This window comes from Hymenobacter rubidus (assembly GCF_016734815.1).
In the GTDB taxonomy this organism is placed as follows: Bacteria; Bacteroidota; Bacteroidia; order Cytophagales; family Hymenobacteraceae; genus Hymenobacter; species Hymenobacter rubidus.
Genome location: NZ_JAERQF010000015.1, coordinates 44724 through 61764 on the forward strand (window position 1 = coordinate 44724; position 17041 = coordinate 61764).

General features: G+C 62.4%; 10 protein-coding genes. 4 read left to right on the forward strand and 6 right to left on the reverse strand.

Annotation, left to right across the window (positions count from 1 at the left end; translation table 11 throughout):
• Window positions 1-22 precede the first annotated feature (22 nt).
• On the reverse strand, window positions 23-1444 hold the full coding sequence (locus JKL48_RS12075) for a hypothetical protein (protein WP_201982698.1): 1422 nt from the start codon (window positions 1442-1444) through the stop codon (window positions 23-25).
• Between the two features lie 276 nt (window positions 1445-1720).
• Here JKL48_RS12075 and proS point away from each other — a divergent pair, with 276 nt between their 5' ends.
• Entirely contained in the window at window positions 1721-3196 is a 1476-nt protein-coding gene (gene proS, locus JKL48_RS12080; RefSeq protein WP_201982699.1) for a proline--tRNA ligase, read from the forward strand.
• A gap of 240 nt (window positions 3197-3436) precedes the next feature.
• Entirely contained in the window at window positions 3437-3904 is a 468-nt protein-coding gene (locus JKL48_RS12085; protein WP_201982701.1) for a DUF4844 domain-containing protein, read from the forward strand.
• A gap of 95 nt (window positions 3905-3999) precedes the next feature.
• Here the strand turns inward: JKL48_RS12085 and JKL48_RS12090 are convergent, their stop codons facing one another.
• Complete coding sequence (locus tag JKL48_RS12090) at window positions 4000-6075, reverse strand: OmpA family protein (RefSeq protein ID WP_201982702.1); 2076 nt, start codon at window positions 6073-6075, stop codon at window positions 4000-4002.
• A 271-nt stretch (window positions 6076-6346) separates the two neighbouring features.
• Between JKL48_RS12090 and JKL48_RS12095 the strand changes: the two genes are divergently transcribed.
• Window positions 6347-8365: a hypothetical protein gene (locus JKL48_RS12095; RefSeq protein ID WP_201982704.1), complete on the forward strand. Its 2019-nt coding sequence runs from the start codon at window positions 6347-6349 to the stop codon at window positions 8363-8365.
• Between the two features lie 11 nt (window positions 8366-8376).
• On the opposite strand, the gene JKL48_RS12100 is transcribed toward JKL48_RS12095, so the two are convergent.
• From JKL48_RS12100 to rpoN, 3 genes are all read right to left on the reverse strand, one after another.
• Window positions 8377-9894, reverse strand: coding sequence for a hypothetical protein (locus JKL48_RS12100; protein WP_201982705.1), 1518 nt, complete (start codon window positions 9892-9894; stop codon window positions 8377-8379).
• A 297-nt stretch (window positions 9895-10191) separates the two neighbouring features.
• Complete coding sequence (locus JKL48_RS12105) at window positions 10192-13011, reverse strand: response regulator (protein ID WP_201982706.1); 2820 nt, start codon at window positions 13009-13011, stop codon at window positions 10192-10194.
• A 134-nt stretch (window positions 13012-13145) separates the two neighbouring features.
• A complete protein-coding gene (gene rpoN / locus JKL48_RS12110) occupies window positions 13146-14738 on the reverse strand; it encodes an RNA polymerase factor sigma-54 (protein WP_201982707.1) in 1593 nt (530 codons plus the stop codon).
• A 225-nt stretch (window positions 14739-14963) separates the two neighbouring features.
• On the opposite strand from rpoN, the gene asnS reads away from it, so the two are divergent.
• Window positions 14964-16421 carry an asparagine--tRNA ligase gene (gene asnS, locus JKL48_RS12115; protein ID WP_201982708.1) on the forward strand — a complete coding sequence of 486 codons (1458 nt, stop codon included), beginning with the start codon at window positions 14964-14966 and terminating at the stop codon, window positions 16419-16421.
• Window positions 16422-16537: 116 nt separating this feature from the next.
• Here the strand turns inward: asnS and JKL48_RS12120 are convergent, their stop codons facing one another.
• Window positions 16538-17023, reverse strand: a complete 486-nt coding sequence (locus JKL48_RS12120) for a hypothetical protein (protein ID WP_201982709.1) — start codon at window positions 17021-17023, stop codon at window positions 16538-16540.
• Window positions 17024-17041: the final 18 nt, after the last annotated feature.

Below are 17041 nucleotides of genomic sequence, written 5' to 3' on the forward strand. Positions count from 1 at the left end.
GAAAAGTCAGGCAATCGATAAGCTAGCGGGGGCCGCGGCTGTGGCCACCTCCGCCGCCTCCGCCGCCGCCACCGCTCGAGGGGGCCGAGTACGATGGCTGGCTGTAGGAAGGCTGACTATAGGAACGTTGCTGCGGCTGTTCATAGGTGCGTTGGGACTGGTCGTAGCGCTGGCGCGACGACTGGTCGGGTGCTTGCCCTCCAGCGTTGCTGGGCTGCGAGAACACGTTTTGGAAGAACCCACCGTCGCGCCGACGGCCCTGCTGCGGTGCCGAGGTCTCCTGGGGCTGCGTTGAAGCGCCTTGGGGAGCATTGTCGGTGGTGCGCCAGCGGCCGCGGTTGTCGTCCCGCACCACTTGGTCCTGGCCTGGGGCGGCCTCCGTCCGCTGGGGCTGCCCACTGATGGTGCCCGATTCCATGGTGCGGTACTGAGGCTGGTCGGCTCGATCCATGCGCCGGGGACGGTTATACGTGGAAGGGTCGGTGGTCGGAACCGTCTGGGGGCTGGTGTTAAGTACTTCGCCGCGCGTCCGCCCTGATTCGTTTGCCAACACTCCCGACTGTGGTGCGGGGCCCGTAGGCGTGCTCGGAGCCATCAGGCCACTGGTGCGCACCCGCCCCCCGCCCGTGGGCGAGGACGTGCCCGTGGTAGCACCGCCCGCCGCGCCAGTACTTCCCGACGAGTAGCGGCCATCAGAAGCCCGCTCGCTGCGGTGGCCAAACGTGCGGCTGGCGCGCTGGTCAGAATTAGAGTAGCCAGCACCATAGCCGCTGTAGCCGTAATAGCTGCTGCCGTAGTACCCGCCCCGGCCATAGTAGCCGCCATAGAAGGGGCTGTTGTAATAGTAGGGGTCGTAGCCGCCATAACCGTAGCCGTAAGGGCTATAACCGTAGCCATAGCCATAAGGGCTATAACCGTAGGACCGCCCAAACCCAAAGCTGATGCTTACCCCTGAGCCGTAACCATAATAAGGGCTGTAGCCATAGCCGTACGGGCTATAGAAAGAGCCATAAAGAGGGGCATACCCGCCGTAGGCGTAGGGCGAGAAGCCGCACGCCCCACCTCCCCAGCCATAGCCGTAATTGAGGCTGGTGTAGGGGCTATACGGGGTGTAGTAGCTCAGGCCGGGGCCATAATATGTGGATGAGCCGTAGCGCGGCACGCCCTGCATATAGGTATAGGAGTTGTCGTAATACTGGTCGGAGCCGCTGCCCTGGCGCCCCGATGACGCGCCCGCCGTGCCGCCGTTGTAATCGGGGTTGGCCGCTTCGTTGGTGCTGGCCGGCGCTTGGGCAGAGGCCGGGGCCACAACGGCCGTCGTACGGTCTTTGGAGGAATAATAGACCCCGTCGTCTTCCGACGATGTCAGGGCCGACGTGCCCGCGCAACCACCCAACGCAAGCAGGGCAAGGGCGGGCAAATAAGCGGTGAGCAGATTTCTCATGACGATAAGGAGGTAAGGGTGGGGACGCTCAGTAGTAAAGTAACGACGCAAATGGTGGAAGCTGGATGAAGAGGCAACTAATCAGCAGCGCATTACCAAAAAAACGGACGAAAGACCACGCAAACTGCTCCAGCGTTGATATTGGCCGAGGCAGGCGGGAACAGCAAGAGGTCCGCGCTTTAATAACGTAATTTGACCCCGAAACGGTGCCCCTTGGTCAATTCAAATCCTGTACCAGAAAGGTCCACCTTTTCAATTACTCCTTAGATGCCTCCCATGAGCAAAAAGTTGCCTACCCGCCAAGAAGATTATTCACTCTGGTACAATGAGTTAGTGAAACGCGCCGGCCTGGCCGAAAATTCGGCCGTGCGCGGTTGCATGGTCATCAAGCCCTACGGCTACGCCATTTGGGAAAAAATGCAGCGCCAGCTGGACGACATGTTCAAGCGCACCGGCCACGAAAACGCTTATTTCCCGCTCTTTGTGCCCAAAAGCCTGTTTGAGGCCGAGGAAAAAAACGCCGAAGGCTTCGCCAAAGAGTGCGCCGTGGTAACGCACTACCGCCTCCAGACCGACCCCGACAAGCCGGGCAAGCTGCGCGTGGACCCCAACGCCAAGCTGGAAGAAGAGCTGGTGGTGCGCCCCACCTCGGAGGCCATCATCTGGAGCACCTACAAAAACTGGGTGCAAAGCTACCGCGACCTGCCGCTGCTCATCAACCAGTGGGCCAACGTGGTGCGCTGGGAAATGCGCACCCGCCTGTTTCTGCGCACCGCCGAATTCCTGTGGCAAGAAGGCCACACCGCCCACGCCACCGCCGAGGAAGCCGTGGCCGAAACCCGCCAGATGCTCGACGTATACGCCGAGTTTGCCGAGGAGCACATGGCCCTGCCGGTGGTGAAAGGCGTGAAAACTCCCAACGAGCGGTTTGCCGGCGCCGAAGATACCTATTGCATCGAGGCGCTGATGCAGGACGGCAAGGCCCTGCAAGCGGGCACCAGCCACTTCCTGGGCCAGAACTTCGCCAAAGCCTTCGATGTGCAGTTTGCCAACAAGGAAGGCGTGCGCGAGCACGTGTGGGGCACCAGCTGGGGCGTGAGTACCCGCCTGATGGGCGCCCTCGTGATGGCCCACTCCGACGACGAAGGCTTGGTGTTGCCGCCCAAATTGGCCCCCATCCAAGTGGTTATCGTGCCCGTTTACAAAACCGGCGAATTAGATGCCCTGCTGGAGCGCATCAAACCCATTCAGATGGGCCTCATTGCGCGCGGTATTTCGGTGAAGCTGGACGCCCGCGATACCGAGCGCCCCGGCTTCAAGTTTGCCGAGTGGGAGCTGAAGGGCGTGCCCGTGCGGCTAGCCATTGGCGCCCGCGACTTGGATGCGGGCACGGTGGAAGTGGTGCGCCGCGACACCAAAGAGAAAATGAGTTTGCCGCTGGCCGACATCGTGGCCAGCGTAGACCAGCTCCTGACCGACATCCAGACTAACATCTACAACAAGGCCAAGAGCTTCCGCGACACGCATACTACCCGCGTAGACAGCTACGAGGAGTTCAAGCGGATGCTGGACGAGGAGCCCGGCTTCCTGCTGGCCCACTACGACGGCACCTCCGAAACCGAGGAGCGCATCAAGGACGAAACCAAAGCCACCGTGCGCTGCCTCGCGCTGGCCGAACCCGACGAGGAGGGCACCTGCATGGTAACGGGCCGGCCCAGCGCCCGCCGCGCCTATTTTGCGCGGGCATATTAGCATTTCGAATTTAAAATTGATAATATTGGTGTGCAAACGCCCCAACGGCTTGCGTTGGGGCGTTTGTTTGTCAACTCAAAAGCTCGTCCGGATAAAAATTTACCCTTATAATCATATCAACTAATTTTATTCTTTTTCGAAAAAAAATTATTTGGATTATTCAAATAAATAGTTACCTTTGAACAAGAATGGCCCGCTTGATGGCCGCTCATCTATTTTATCCATTTTACCCCGTTTACCATGCGCACTTTTTTACTTAGCCTGTTTGCCTTGGGCGTAATGTCGGCTCATGCCCAAGACGTTGTCACGCCCGTGAAACTGCCGGAAAAAGCGGCCCTGAAACTGGAAAAGATGCTGAAGCAAACCCAGGCCGTGGTGGTGCTGGGCCGCAAAGGCAGCACCTTGCCCGCCGAGGCCCGCCCGGTGCTTAACAAAATTCTGGCCCAATCGGCCAGCGAGTTCCTCACCATTTCTTCGCGCAGGCCTACGAAGGAAGCCTATTTTAAGAGCGTAGATGCCGGCTTGGCCAAGCTCTCGCCGCAGCTGCCCCAACTGGAAGACCGGCAGCAGGTGGCCGAATACTACCAGGACTTGCTCGACATCGTGGGCCTGGAAAGCTCAGAAGGCCGCCTAACCGCTTTCGTGGAAACCGCTCCACCGGCCAAAGGTGCTGCAGGCGTACCGACCCCCGCCACGGCCAAAGAATAGGCTGAAATTCAAGATTGCAGCCAGCATTGCCCGGCCCAATAAAAAAGCCCCGACTCTATCAGGAGCCGGGGCTTTTTGCGTATTGGTTAGGCCGGTTACTTTTTGGTAATGGTGAATTCGACCCGGCGGTTTTTGGCGCGGGTTTCTTCTTGGTCGTTGCTGGCAATGGGCTTGGTGTCGCCGAAGCCTTCGGTGGTGATGCGGTCGCCTTTCACGCCGTGGCCGCTGAGGTATTTCTTCACCTCGTTCACCCGGTCCTGGCTTAGTTTGAGGTTCAGGGCGGGGTCGCCCTGGTTGTCGGTGTGGCCGGAGAGCTTGATTTCCACGGTGGGGTAATCCTTCATTAGGCGGATGAGGCGGGCCAGCTCCGGATAAGAGCTGGTGGTGAGATAGTACTTGCTCTGCTGGAAGAAGATGTTGTTCAGCTTCACCGTCTGGCCCACGTTGAAGGGTACGAGGAACAAATCCTGCTGCTGCTCCGAGTACTTGTCCTTGGCCGTCACGTCGAGGTTGGCGTTTTCGGCCAGGTAGCCCTTGGCCTCGGCGCGGTAGCCGTACTGCACGCCGCTGGGCAGCACAATGGTGTAGGAGCCGTCCACGGGGTCGGTTTCGGCCACCCCGATTTCCTCGCCCGTCAGCAGGTTTTCGTAGTGGATAATGGCCCGGATGGGCTTGTGCGTGTTCACGTCAAGCACTTTGCCGGTCACCAGCGTCACCACTTCGGGCTGGAAAGCGGGGGCCAGTGAAATGCGGAAAATATCCTTCGAGTTGTCGATGCCGTTGCGCGACGACACCAGGTAGGCATCCTGGCCGGCGGCCGAAATGGTGTAGTAGGCGTCGAAGTCGGGCGAGTTCACCACCGGGCCCAGGTTGCGGGGCGGGCTCCAGTTGGTCCAGGTATCATCGAGACGCTTGGAGTAGAAGATGTCCGATTTGCCGTAGCCGCCGCGCCCCTCGCTGGCGAAATACAGCGTCTTCTCATCAGCGGCCAGGAAAGGGGCAAAGTCCGACTGGGCGGTATTGACGTTGCGGCCCAGGTTCTTGGGCTTGGTCCAGGTATTGGGCGTTTCGGGCACCGGGAAGCTCACAAAGATGTCCTGCCCGCCCAGGCCGTCGGGCCGTTCCACGGCCATGAGCAGGGCCTTGCCGGAGGTCGACAGAAAGAAGTCGACGTGTTCTTCGTCTTTGTTGATAAAATCCTTGATGTCCTGTTTCACCGGCGGCGTCCAGCCGAGGCGGGTGCGCTTGCTGAGACTGCACCCTTGTGGGTCGATTGTGCCGTCGCGGTTGTAGATGTTGATGAGGATGGCGCTCTGGCCGTTGGCCGATACCGACGCCAGGCCGTTGGGGTCGTCGGGGGTGTTGATGGGGGCGCCGATGTTGCGGGCCTTGCTCCAGGTTTTGTTTTTGCCGCTCACCAGTGTGGAGTAGTACACGTCTTGCGGGTCGCGGCCGCCGCCTACGTTTTCGGGCATGCTCTGGCGGGCGAAATACAGCGTGCGGCCATCGGGCGAGATAACGGGGTGGGTGTCGACGTAGCGCGTGTTCACGTTCGGGCCCAGGTTCACCAGCGACGAGTCGAACTGCGTGGATTTCACGGCATCGGGCCCTTTCTCTTCGGTAAAGGCCTGTTTCACCATCGTAGAAACCACGTCGGCAATGCCGATGGCGTCAATCTGGTTCACGCCTTCTACTTTGGCGGTGTTCATGCGCACCACCACGCCCAGGGTGCGGTACTCGGCCGCCGGGAATTTTACTTCCAGGGTGCGGTAGGCTTCGGGCAGGGGGCCGGGGTTGTCGTTGGTGTACACTTCGTGGTGCACGCCTTTGGTATCCACCAGCTCTACTTTGGTGATGGAGCCGGGGTTGAAATTTTCCACGATGGTGACTTGCTGGGCCGCCACCGAGCGGGCAAAGCGCACCTCGATAAATTCATTGGGGCCCTCTTTGCGCGGAATCCAGGCTTCGTTGCTGATTTGGCCCAGCGGCAGGGCATTGGGCACGCCCAGCACCTGCGAGGGCGCAAACGGCTCTTTGCCTTCGGACTTCTGCGACGACACCGCTACCAGGCGGGCGGCCCACTGCACGTGCTGGGCCTGGGCCGGGGCGGCCAGCAGCAACGTGGCGGCTAGTATCGCCGCCAGCAACGTTTTCATAAGATAATTATTCATAGTCTCGGTGGTATGAAGAAAGTAACAACTGCCGTAGGTACAGCAAATAACGGGAGTAGCCTCCGGATGGGGAAGATATTTTCAACCGCTAACCTACTAAAAAAGGATTTGCTGGGCCTCACAGCCTAATGTATTACCTTCCCGGTGCGGTTCGGCGAGGAAGCATAATCCGGACCGTTTGCTTGTGGTAGCACGGTGTTTTTCGGTATTTCGGGGCGAAGGTTCGGCGCCCGGCCGGGCCCCGATTTGGCGCGCCGCTGCGGCAGGTGTTTTGGTAATTTTCCTAGTCCTAGGGCCGTTGCTGGGGCGGGCGCAGGTGCTGGTAGGAGCCACGCCGTTCGGGCCGGTGTTCAGCCGCTTGCGGCCGGCCGGGGCCGACACGGCCCTGCTGCTGCTGGCCCGCGCCCGGCGGGTGGGCGTGAGCACCTTCGTGCAAACCAGCGGCGCCCGCGGCTACCTGCAGCTGGGGCAGCGGCAGCAACTGCGCTACCGCGTGGGCACCGACATGATTTACGACTCGCGCGGCACGCCGCCCTTCGTGCGGGAAGACTACGGCGCCGACCTGGCCCACATTTTTACCCTCGACGCGGCCAACCACTGGCAGCTGGGCCACCAGCTGCACTACGACCAGAGCCGGGCCAACGCCACCCGCACCGGTCTGTGGCTGGGCCGGCTGGGCTACCAGCGCCGCCTGCACGCGAGCAGCCCCACCGATTCGCTGTCGCAGATGCGCCTGACGGTGCTGGGCGGCTTGGCCACCGACCACCGCAACGGCCGCGACGATGCCGGCCTGGCCTACGGCTTCGATGCCGCGGCGCTCTACTTCCTAAATGGCCCTGGGGCGGCTCCGCTGGCCGTGCGGGTGCTGGGCACCCGCGCCAACCTGGGGCCGCGCACCATGCAGCGGCTGGTGGCCGAAGCGGCCGGCGAACAGGCGTTTCTGGAAAATGCGCCGCTCACGGTGCAGGGCCGGCTGGGCTACCGCACCAACCGCGCCGAGGACTACCTGCTGGGCTCGGTGCAGCGCATTCAGTCCGATACGGTGCTGGCGCAGGCGGGGGCCTCGTACCGCATCAACGAATTTGCCACGCTGCGCTCCGACAATAGCCTGCTGCTGCCCACCCGCGCCTTCCGCTACCGGCGGCTGGCGGAGCGGGCCGATACCTTGCAGGACGTGGGCTACCGCCAGCGCGAGCTGGACACCCGGCAGGAGCTGCGCTTTGCCCGGCCCAAGCTGCAAACCAGCCTCACCTTCAGCTACCACGAGCGCACCCGGGCCTACTACCTCGACAATTCCCGCTTCCTGAATGCGGCGCGGCTGGCCACGGCCCTGGCCCGCGAGCAGGTGAAAGACATTACGGAGCAAACCACGCTCTGGCAGGGCAGCCTGACCTGGCTGCCCACCCCGCGCCACGCGCTGGCCCTGCTGGGCACCGCTCAACTGCTGCGCGTGGACGCGCCCAGCAAAGACAACCAGCAAACCCGCGACGAAGCCCAGCACCTGCTACGCCTGACCTGGACGGGCCGCTGGGCCGGGGCTTTCCGCACCACGCTGGGCGTGGCCGGCGAGTACCGCCAGACGGTGTTTATCCGGGCCAGCCAAAGCTCCGAGAACTACGACGACCACCTGCTGCATTGGGAGCCGGGCTTCACCTGGGCCCCCGGCAAATGGAGCATTCGCTCCAACTACCACCTGTGGGTGAGCTACCAGGTGCGCAACCTCACCACCGAGCAGGCCCGCAACCGCGCCAGCCGCGTGCTGGAACAAACCCAGAGCATCACCTACCAACTGCGGCCGCGCCTGCTGCTGCTGGCCGACTACGTGCGCCGCGAAAACCGCGTGGGCCAGCTCGACTGGACGCGGTTCCGCGAAAGTCCGCTCGATACCAGCGTGACGCACGACTTCTCGGCCGGAGCCCGCCAGAGCTGGGCCGGCCCCAGGGGCAGCACCAGCCTGCGCCTGGGCTACCGCCTGCTGGAACAGCGCAACTACGGCCGCGCCGCCCTCGAATCGACGCTGACAACCGGGCCGGCATCTACGCTCATCTACCTGCACGGCATCACCCGCCAGCAGGGCCCCGAGGTGGCGGTGGAGCGCCGCGCCACGGCCGGTTTCAACCTCACGGCCAGTATCTGGCTGCAATGGATGCGCACCTACTCTACCTACAAAGCCGGCAGCGGCGGCTTTACGGGCAGCACCTACACGGCGGCCGAGCTAGCGCAGGAAACCAACCGGGTGCTGCCCTACTTTGAGGTGACAGCGGAGTGGCGCGTGGGCCGGCGGCGGTAGGAAAATAGGCCTTACGGGGCAACTAGCAGCTTGCAGCCGCCCAGCCGCCGGCCACTCGCATCGAGCAGGCAGGCCACGTAGAGGCCGGCGGCCAGCCCGCCCAGGTCCACGGGCTGGTCGCCGTCGGCGGCCACGGGCTGGCTGCGCACCACCCGGCCCAGCCCGTCGAGCAGTTCCAGCCGGCCGGCGCGGTGGCCCAGCCCGCTCACCTGCACCGTGGCCCGGCCCGTGGCGGGCGTGGGAAAGGCCCATAGGCTGGCTCCGTCGGTGGCTAGTGCGGCGGCCGGCTGCGTGGCGGCCAGCGGGGTGCCCCGGAAATCGTAGCGGGCTACGTAGCCTTGTACGTTGGTCACGCCAGACGCCAACGACTTGCCACAGAGCAACACCGTACCAACGCCCACCCACTGCCAATCCAATGGAATCACGGCCGATTGGGTGTTGCTGCTTAGCGCGTAAAAGGCGACCCGCTGGCCCGTTGCTACATTGAGCTGGGCAATGTACACCGTGGGCGTGCCGGCCTGCCGCACGTCGCTCAACATGACACCCACCGTGCCGTTGGGCAGCAGTCGGATGCGGTAGGCGTAGTCGCTCGTGACCAACGTGCCGGCCAGCGCGGGCGGGTGGCGGTAGGTCCACACCACGTTCAGGGCCGTGTCGAGCCGCACGACGTAGGCGATGTTTTTGGTAATGCCGCCCGCGATGGAGTCTGCCGTGCCCGCCAGCAGATAGCCCCCGGCATTGGGAAGGGCCAATAGGTTACTATTATTATTATAAACATTCGCATTGATAAAGGCTGGTCCTAACGGTTGGAACAGACGTTGGCGCCGCAGTAGGCCGCCGCTGTCCGTCTCAATCAAGTAATGGTCGTAGCCGAAGCGACTGAACGACTCGGACTGGCCGTTGAGCAGGTAGCCTCCCCTTGGCGTTGCGACCAAGTTCGTCGCATAATCCAGCGCGGGTGTGTGCGAATACGTGCGCTGCCAGCGCACACGCCCGCTCGTATCGGAACAGGTGAGCGTGAGCACCTGGTAAGAAACGGCCGTAACGGCCATGCCCACCGCCAGCAACCGGAGGCCCTGCGCCAGGACGGCCGTCACGGTGTTGCGCAACGGCGGCGGGGCCAGCCACCAACCGGGCAGCGTATCGCAGGCGGCTGTCAGCCGTTGCACGTACGGCCGCTGCAAGGCGGTGATGCTGCCCGGCTGGCATTGATAGCCCCGGCCGCTCAACCAGCCCGCGCTGCTCAATGCCGCATTGATGTCGAATTCGCCGTTGCTCAACCCCCGCCCCAGCTGTTCCCGTTGCAGGCTGCCCCCAATTGTGAACAGTTGGGCAAAGGAACGGAAGCTCGGTCGGCACCCGGATGTGGGCTGCGCCGGTGGGTAAGCGCCCGCGATGAGGAAGCGGGTAGTGCCAAGCAGGGTAATCCCACTCAATACCTCCGTTCCTGCTCCACTCGCATGAAGTGCTGCCCGCTCCCACATGAGCTGCTGGGCCGCCACTGGAGCAAGAAAGTCTGTCCTATTCAAGGCACAAACGAGTAGCAGTAGACGGAGGTAGCGCATAGGAAAGCCCCGCCAGTCAACGCTGCCTGAAGCGCCACCAAGATACCAACTCATGCAGCATAATCCCCGCGTGTCACGCTGAATATCTGTCAGAAACAGAGGGGCAACGGCTAGTTGCCGCAAGCGCTACTATTCCAGCAGGATGGCGGCGTTAGCATTTATTCACCCCACTGCTATTACTCATTGTGCAACCAGCTTTACACAGTTGCGCTAGCCGCAAAGCGGCCAACTATGATAGCCTGTAGAAAAGTAAAAATCGATTTAAGAAGTTGCTTCAATAGTTGCCGGCAGCACTGCCAGCAACTTCTCCAGGCCGCTTGCCAGTGCTTCCGCTGCGTGCTGTTTCTCCGCTTCGGTAGCGGCTTCGGCTTCGGCGGTTTCCAGGTGGGGCGTTAGGGTGGCGGCACCCAGCAGGCGCAGCGAAGGCTTGAGCTTGTGCGCCACGGCGGCCACGGCGGGCCAATCAGCGGCAGCCAGGGCGGCGCGGAGGTCGGCTACGCTGGCGGGCGTGTTGGCGTGGAAGGAAGCAAGAATTCGGCTCATGAAAACGGCACTGCCGTGGGCCGTTTCGTGCAGCAGGGCCAGGTCGAAGAGGGCAGGAGCGGGAGCGGTTTTGCGCGGTTTGCGGGCCGGTTTCGGCGCGGTGGTTTTTTTCGGTGGGGCTGCCGCGGGTGCCGGTGGCGCTTCCGGTGCGGTGGCGCCGGGCGCGGCCACTTCCAACAGAGGTCCATCCGCGCCGGCAATGAGCGAGGCCAGCTTGCCGAGCAGCTCGGCTTCGTCGAAGGGCTTGGGCAGCGTGTCGTTCATGCCGGCGGCGCGGTACTTATCCGCGTCGGCCCGGAAGGCGTTGGCGGTGAGGGCCAGGATGGGCGTGGCCGCCTTGGTCGGGTTGGCGTGAGCCCGGATGCGGGCGGTGGCCTCCAGCCCGTTCATGCCGGGCATCTGAATGTCCATCAGCACCACGTTGTAGCGGTGCTGCTCAAACAGTTCCAGGGCTTCGATGCCGCTGGCCGCTTCGTCCACCACCACGCCGTGGCCTTCGAGCAGCAGCAGGGCCACTTCGCGGTTCACGGGGTTGTCTTCTACCAGCAGCACGCGGGCCCCGCGCACGGCCGCCTCCTGCACCGGCGCCAGCGGGGTCAGGGCCGCCATGCGGGCCTCGGCGCTGGCTTTGGGCAGCGTGGTGATGAAGGAGAACGAGCTGCCTTTGCCCTGCTCGCTCTGCACCGTGAGCTTGCCGCCCATTTGCGTCACCAAGGCCCGGCTGATGCTCAGGCCCAGGCCCGTACCGCCAAACTGCCGCGTGGTGTCGGCGTAGGCCTGGGTGAATTCCAGAAAGATGCTTTCCAGCTTATCGGGGGCAATGCCAATGCCGGTATCGGTCACCCGAAACTCGGTGGTAAGGGTGTCCTCGGTTTCGCTCACGAAGTACCCGCCCACCGACACCGTGCCGCCCGCCGGCGTGAACTTGATGGCGTTCGACAGCAGGTTTATCAGAATCTGATTCAGCCGGTACGAGTCGCCGATAACCCAAGGGTGCGGGCAGGAGTCCTTCAGCAGCGCCCCCACCACCCGAATGCCCTTCTCCTGCGCCTGCATCACCAGGGGCTGGGCCGCGCTGCCCATCGAGTCGCACAGGTTGAAGGCGGCCTGCTCCATCTCCAGCTTGCCGGAGGTGATTTTGGCCATGTCGAGCACGTCGTTCACCACGTTCAGCAAGTGGCGGCCCGAGTGCTGAATAATGGCCGTGTAGTTGCGCTGCTGCTCGTTGAGGCCGGTTTTGGCCAGCAGGCTGGTCATGCCCAGCACCCCGTTCAGGGGCGTGCGAATTTCGTGGCTCATGTTGGCCAAAAAGTTCTCCCGGGCCGTCGCCGCCGATTCGGCCGCGTGCTGGGCCACTTTCAGGTCGGTGATGTCAGTGCTCACGCCCAGCACCTGGGTCGTGCCATCGGGTTGCACCAGGGGGCAGCGCACGGTTTGCAGCCACATGGTGTGGCCGTTGGCCAGCTTGATGGAGGTTTGAATGGTGAGCGGCCGGCCGGTGCGCAGCACCTCCTGGTCGGCCAGCACCGAGGTTTGAATTTCCTCCTTGCTCATGGCGGCCTCCATCGTGGAAGAGCCGGCCAGTTCCACGATGTGTTGGCGCAGGGCCTTCATGCCCGCATTCTCAAACACCGTGTAGCCCTGCGCGTCGCGCACCCAAATGAGGTTGGGGTTGAGGTCGAGCACCAGGTTGGTGAACTGCTGCTGCGCCACCACCTGCGCCTCGCTCTGGCGGGTGCGCTCCTCGGCGCGGTGGCGGTTGGTGATGTCGAGGCCGTAGCACATCATCATGCGCAGCACCCCGTCGGTCCCGAACACGGGCTGGTAGTAGCACAGCCAGTAAAGCATGGGCTCACCGTTGGGGCCGGGCCATTGCTCTTCCCAGCTCACCAGCTCGCGGGTGGTGGCCGCGCGCTCAAACAAACGGCGGCGGCGCACGGCCAGGGACATGGGCAGGCCAGTGGCGGCGCAGTGGTCGGCAAAGGTGCGGCCTTCGCGCGCCTTGCGCTTGGCGGGGTCGGGCTCGGCGTAGGCGTTGATGTAGCGGTAGCGCTGGTCGGGGTCGAGCACCAGCACCACGGCCGGCAAGTGGGCCAGCACGTTCTCGTAGAATTCGTGCTGCTCCCGGGTTTGCTGCTCGGCCTGCCGCTGCGCCGTCACGTCGGTCAGGTACAGCATGGCATAGCCGTCTTCCACCACGGGCACCGTGAAGAGCAGAAAATATTGGTGGTTGGCCAGCAGCTCGCGCCGCTCCGGGGCCCCCGAGCGCAGGGCCTGGATGGCCGCCTGCATCAGCTGGGGCCGCACCCGGGAAGGGCCGTTGGTTTGCAGCTCGGCGGCCAGCATGGTGGCGGCCGGGTTGGCGTACAGCAGCTCGCCGTCGCCGCTCACTTGCAGAATGGGGTTGGGGTTCAGCTGCGGAATGCGGCTCATCACCTGCAGGCGCTTGGCCGTGGCTTCGGCTTGCTCGCGGCGGGTTCGCTCGGCCACGTACAGCGCTTGCAGCTCGGCTAAGTCAGTGGGCAGGTCAGGTTTCAATTGACAGTGAGCAATTAGCAGTTAACAATGAACACCCAGCTTCTGCTCATAGCCTCCGCCGTTAGCCAAAGATAAAGCACACGGCTGTTCAAATGTTTGGGGCAAATGGCTGCTCGCTCGCCCCTGCCTGTCTCCTACAGCTCCTTGCGCAGCCGGGCCACCGGAATGTTCAGCTGCTCGCGGTACTTGGCCACGGTGCGGCGGGCAATGTTGTAGCCGCGGGCGTTGAGCATTTTTTCCAGCTTGTCGTCGCTCAGCGGGCGGGCCTTGCTTTCCTTGCCAATAAGGTCGCGCAGGATGCTCTTTACTTCGCGGCTGCTGGCGTCCTCGCCCGAATCAGTAGCAATGCCTTCGGAGAAAAAGTATTTCAGCGGATAAATGCCGAACTCGGTCTGAATAGATTTCGAATTGGCCACCCGGCTCACCGTCGAAATGTCCATGCCGATGCGCTGGGCAATGTCTTTCAAAATCATGGGCTTGAGCTTGCCCTCGTCGCCTTCGGCAAAGAAGTCGCGCTGCAGCTCCACAATGGCGTTCATGGTGCGCAGCAGCGTGTTTTGCCGCTGCCGGATGGCGTCGATAAACCACTTGGCCGAGTCCAGCTTCTGCTTCACGAAGGTCACAGCCTCCTTCATTTTGGTGTCCTTCTTGGCCGCCTTGTCGTAGGTCCGGAACATCTCGGTGTAGGCCGGGCTCACGCGCAGCTCGGGGGCGTTGCGGGCGTTCAGGGTCAGGTTGAAAACGCCGTTGTCATTCGTCAGAATGAAGTCTGGCATCAGGTACTGCGTCTTGCCCAGGCCGCTGGGGCCGCTGCCGCCCGGCTTGGGGTTCAGCTTCAGAATCACGTTGATGGCCTCCTTCAGCTCGTCGTCTTCCAGGTCCAGCTTTTGCTGAATGCGCGGGTAGTGCTTCTTGCTGAACTCCTCAAACGTCTCGGTTAATATCCGCTCGGCGTTCACCGTGTTTTCGTCCTGCGGCCGGCGCTCCAGCTGCAGGAGCAGGCACTCGGGCAGGTCGCGGGCGGCAATGCCGGGCGGGTCGAAGCCCTGCACCACGCGCAGCACGGCCTCAATCTCCTTCACCGTCACCTCCAGGTTCTGGCTAAAGGCCAAATCGTTGGCAATGGCCGAGAGGTCGCGCCGGATGTAGCCGTCCCCGTCAATCGAGCCGATGAGCTGCTGGCCAATGGCTTCCTGCCGCTCGTCGAGGTCGGCAAAATGCAGCTGGTCGAGCAGCGAATCCAGCAGCGAGCCGCTGGTATCGGCCAGCGGGGTGTCGCGCTCCTCTTCCTCGCCGGGGCCGTCGCCCTGCATCTTGTAGCCCGCTATTTCGTCGTCGTTGAGGTAGTCGCTCAGGTCGAGGTCGGTGTTGTCGGCGGCCGTTTCGCTGTCGGTCGGGCCTTCGTCTTTCGCGGCGAGGTCCGGCTCGGGCATTTCATCGGCCATTTCCGCGTCGTTGCTGCTGCGGTCGTCAAAGTCCTCGTCCAGCGTGTTTTCGTCGTTGTCGAGGCTGGCGTCGGGGTCGTCATCGTCGCTGCTGTCTTCGTCGTCGCGGTCCAGTTCCTCGGCGTCGTCGGGCTCGTCCTCTTCCAGGGCCGGGTTCACCTCCATTTCTTCCTTGATGCGCGTCTCCAGCTCCGCCGTCGGGATTTGCAGCAGCTTGATAAACTGAATCTGCTGCGGGCTAAGCTTTTGGGAGAGGAGCTGTTTAAGGTCGAGGCGTTGCATAATAGCGAAAGTACGGAAAGGAGGGGCCGGAGGTCAATTTTACTAAAGTTTGGCATGAAAAGTTGATTAGCACAAGTACCGCGAAATTTCATTTCGCCGACGAGTGCAGCGAGTATCAACGGATGTCGCGTGCCGGAACTCGCTGCGCTCGTCGGCGAAATGAAATTTCGCGCTACTCGTTCTGCCCTACCTTTGCCCTCTTACAATTCGCTTCCCCCGCAAGTTATGTCCCTCAAACGGTCCACCGTCAAAGCCCTTCTGGCCAGCCAGAACCTCGACCGCGAAGTCCTCGTCAAAGGCTGGGTTCGCTCCCGCCGCGGCAATAAGTACGTGCAGTTCATTGCCGTCAACGATGGTTCAATTATTCATAACATACAAATTGTAGCTGTGAGTGAGCAAGGAAAGGAATTGCCACTCATTAAGCTTGTATGGGAGAAAGAAATTGTGGCCAATACTGGCCCGTCTTCCGAAGAAGCATTCAAGCAAATTACCACAGGTGCATGTCTAGCCATCCGGGGTCAGTTGGTAGCCTCGCAGGGCAAGGGCCAGGCCGTGGAAATTCAGGCCACCGAAATCACCGTGCTAGGCGCGGCCGACCCGGAAGCTTACCCGCTGCAAAAGAAAGCCACTTCGCTGGAGCACCTGCGCGACATTGCCCACCTGCGCCCCCGCACCAACACGTTTGGCGCGGTGCTGCGCGTGCGGCACGCGCTGGCCTTCGCCATCCACGACTATTTCAACCGGAACGGCTTTTTCTACGTCCACACGCCCATCATCACCGGTTCCGATGCCGAGGGCGCGGGCCAGATGTTCCGCGTGACCACGCTGCCGCCCGAGCACCCGCCCCGCACCGAAGACGGCTCCGTCGACTTCACGCAGGACTTCTTCGGCAAGCCAACCAACCTCACCGTGAGTGGCCAGCTCGAAGGCGAGCTGGCGGCCATGGCGCTGGGCAGCATCTACACCTTCGGGCCCACGTTCCGGGCCGAAAACTCCAACACCGCCCGCCACCTGGCCGAGTTCTGGATGATTGAGCCCGAAGTGGCCTTCAACGAGCTCGAAGAAAACATGGACCTGGCCGAGGACTTCCTCCAAAGCCTGGTGCGCTATGCCCTGGAGCACTGCGCCGACGACCTGCAATTCCTCAACGACCAGTACGACAAGGAACTGCTTACCCGCCTGAGCTTCGTGGTCGATAACGCCTTCCAGCGCCTCACCTACACCGAAGCCGTGGAAATCCTGAAATCGGCCAAGCAGAGGTTTGAATTCCCCGTCGACTGGGGCACCGATTTGCAGAGCGAGCACGAGCGGTACCTGGTGGAAAAGCACTTCAAGAAGCCCGTTATTCTCACCAATTACCCGAAGGAAATCAAGGCCTTTTACATGAAGCTGGACGACGATGGCCGCACCGTGCGCGCCATGGACGTGCTGTTTCCCGGCATCGGCGAAATCATCGGCGGCTCGCAGCGCGAGGAAGACTACACCAAGCTCACCACCCGCATGGCCGACATGCACGTGCCCGCCGACGAGCTGGACTGGTACCTCGATACCCGCCGTTTCGGCACCGCGCCGCATGCCGGCTTCGGCCTGGGCTTCGAGCGCCTTGTGCTGTTCGTGACGGGCATGAGCAACATCCGCGACGTGATTCCCTTTCCGCGCTACCCCAAGAACGCGGCGTTTTAAGTCGGACGAAAGAGCGTAAAAAAACCGACCTTTTTCAGGGCCGGTTTTTTTACGCAATTACAGAATCTACAGCGGTTTCGGAGTCGGGGCGCCGTCACCCCGACTCCGAAACCGCTCTAATCACGGCCGTGTCCGCGTCCGTGGCCATTGCCTTGGCCGTTCTGCCGGCCTTCGCGGTAGCCTTCCCGGTACATTTTTTTAGCCTGGCCGGGTGGCAGGCCGCGCTGCACTATCACGGGGCGGGGCTGCACCACTACCACGCGGCGCGGGTACCGGTCGCGGTGGGCACTTACGTAAGCCCACGGCTGGCGGCCGCGGTAGTCGAGCACCACCGGATGAAACTGGTAAGGGTCGTAGCCATCTACCACGGCCACCGGAATCCACTGGCCGTTTCGAAACACGATATACTGCTGAGCGTACAGGTCATAGTACCCGTCAATTTCGGGGATGTAGTAGAACTGCGTGCCCTGCGGCACGGCGGGGCCCCAGGCGGGCCGGCCCACATTCACGTTCACATTCACCTGGGCTTGGGCGGCGGGCGCAGCGGCCAGCGCCAACGCGCTAAGCAGGGCCGTGCAGAGAATCTGAGGGAAGAATTTCATGACTGATTAAGAGAGATA

What these genes read in the sequence shown, in the direction of transcription:
- proS (WP_201982699.1), top strand. Translation starts at nt 1,721, where the DNA reads ATGAGCAAAAAGTTGCCTACCCGCCAAGAAGATTATTCACTCTGGTAC.
- JKL48_RS12120 (WP_201982709.1), bottom strand. Translation starts at nt 17,023, where the DNA reads ATGAAATTCTTCCCTCAGATTCTCTGCACGGCCCTGCTTAGCGCGTTG.
- JKL48_RS12085 (WP_201982701.1), top strand. Translation starts at nt 3,437, where the DNA reads ATGCGCACTTTTTTACTTAGCCTGTTTGCCTTGGGCGTAATGTCGGCT.
- rpoN (WP_201982707.1), bottom strand. Translation starts at nt 14,738, where the DNA reads ATGCAACGCCTCGACCTTAAACAGCTCCTCTCCCAAAAGCTTAGCCCG.
- JKL48_RS12075 (WP_201982698.1), bottom strand. Translation starts at nt 1,444, where the DNA reads ATGAGAAATCTGCTCACCGCTTATTTGCCCGCCCTTGCCCTGCTTGCG.
- asnS (WP_201982708.1), top strand. Translation starts at nt 14,964, where the DNA reads ATGTCCCTCAAACGGTCCACCGTCAAAGCCCTTCTGGCCAGCCAGAAC.
- JKL48_RS12090 (WP_201982702.1), bottom strand. Translation starts at nt 6,075, where the DNA reads ATGAATAATTATCTTATGAAAACGTTGCTGGCGGCGATACTAGCCGCC.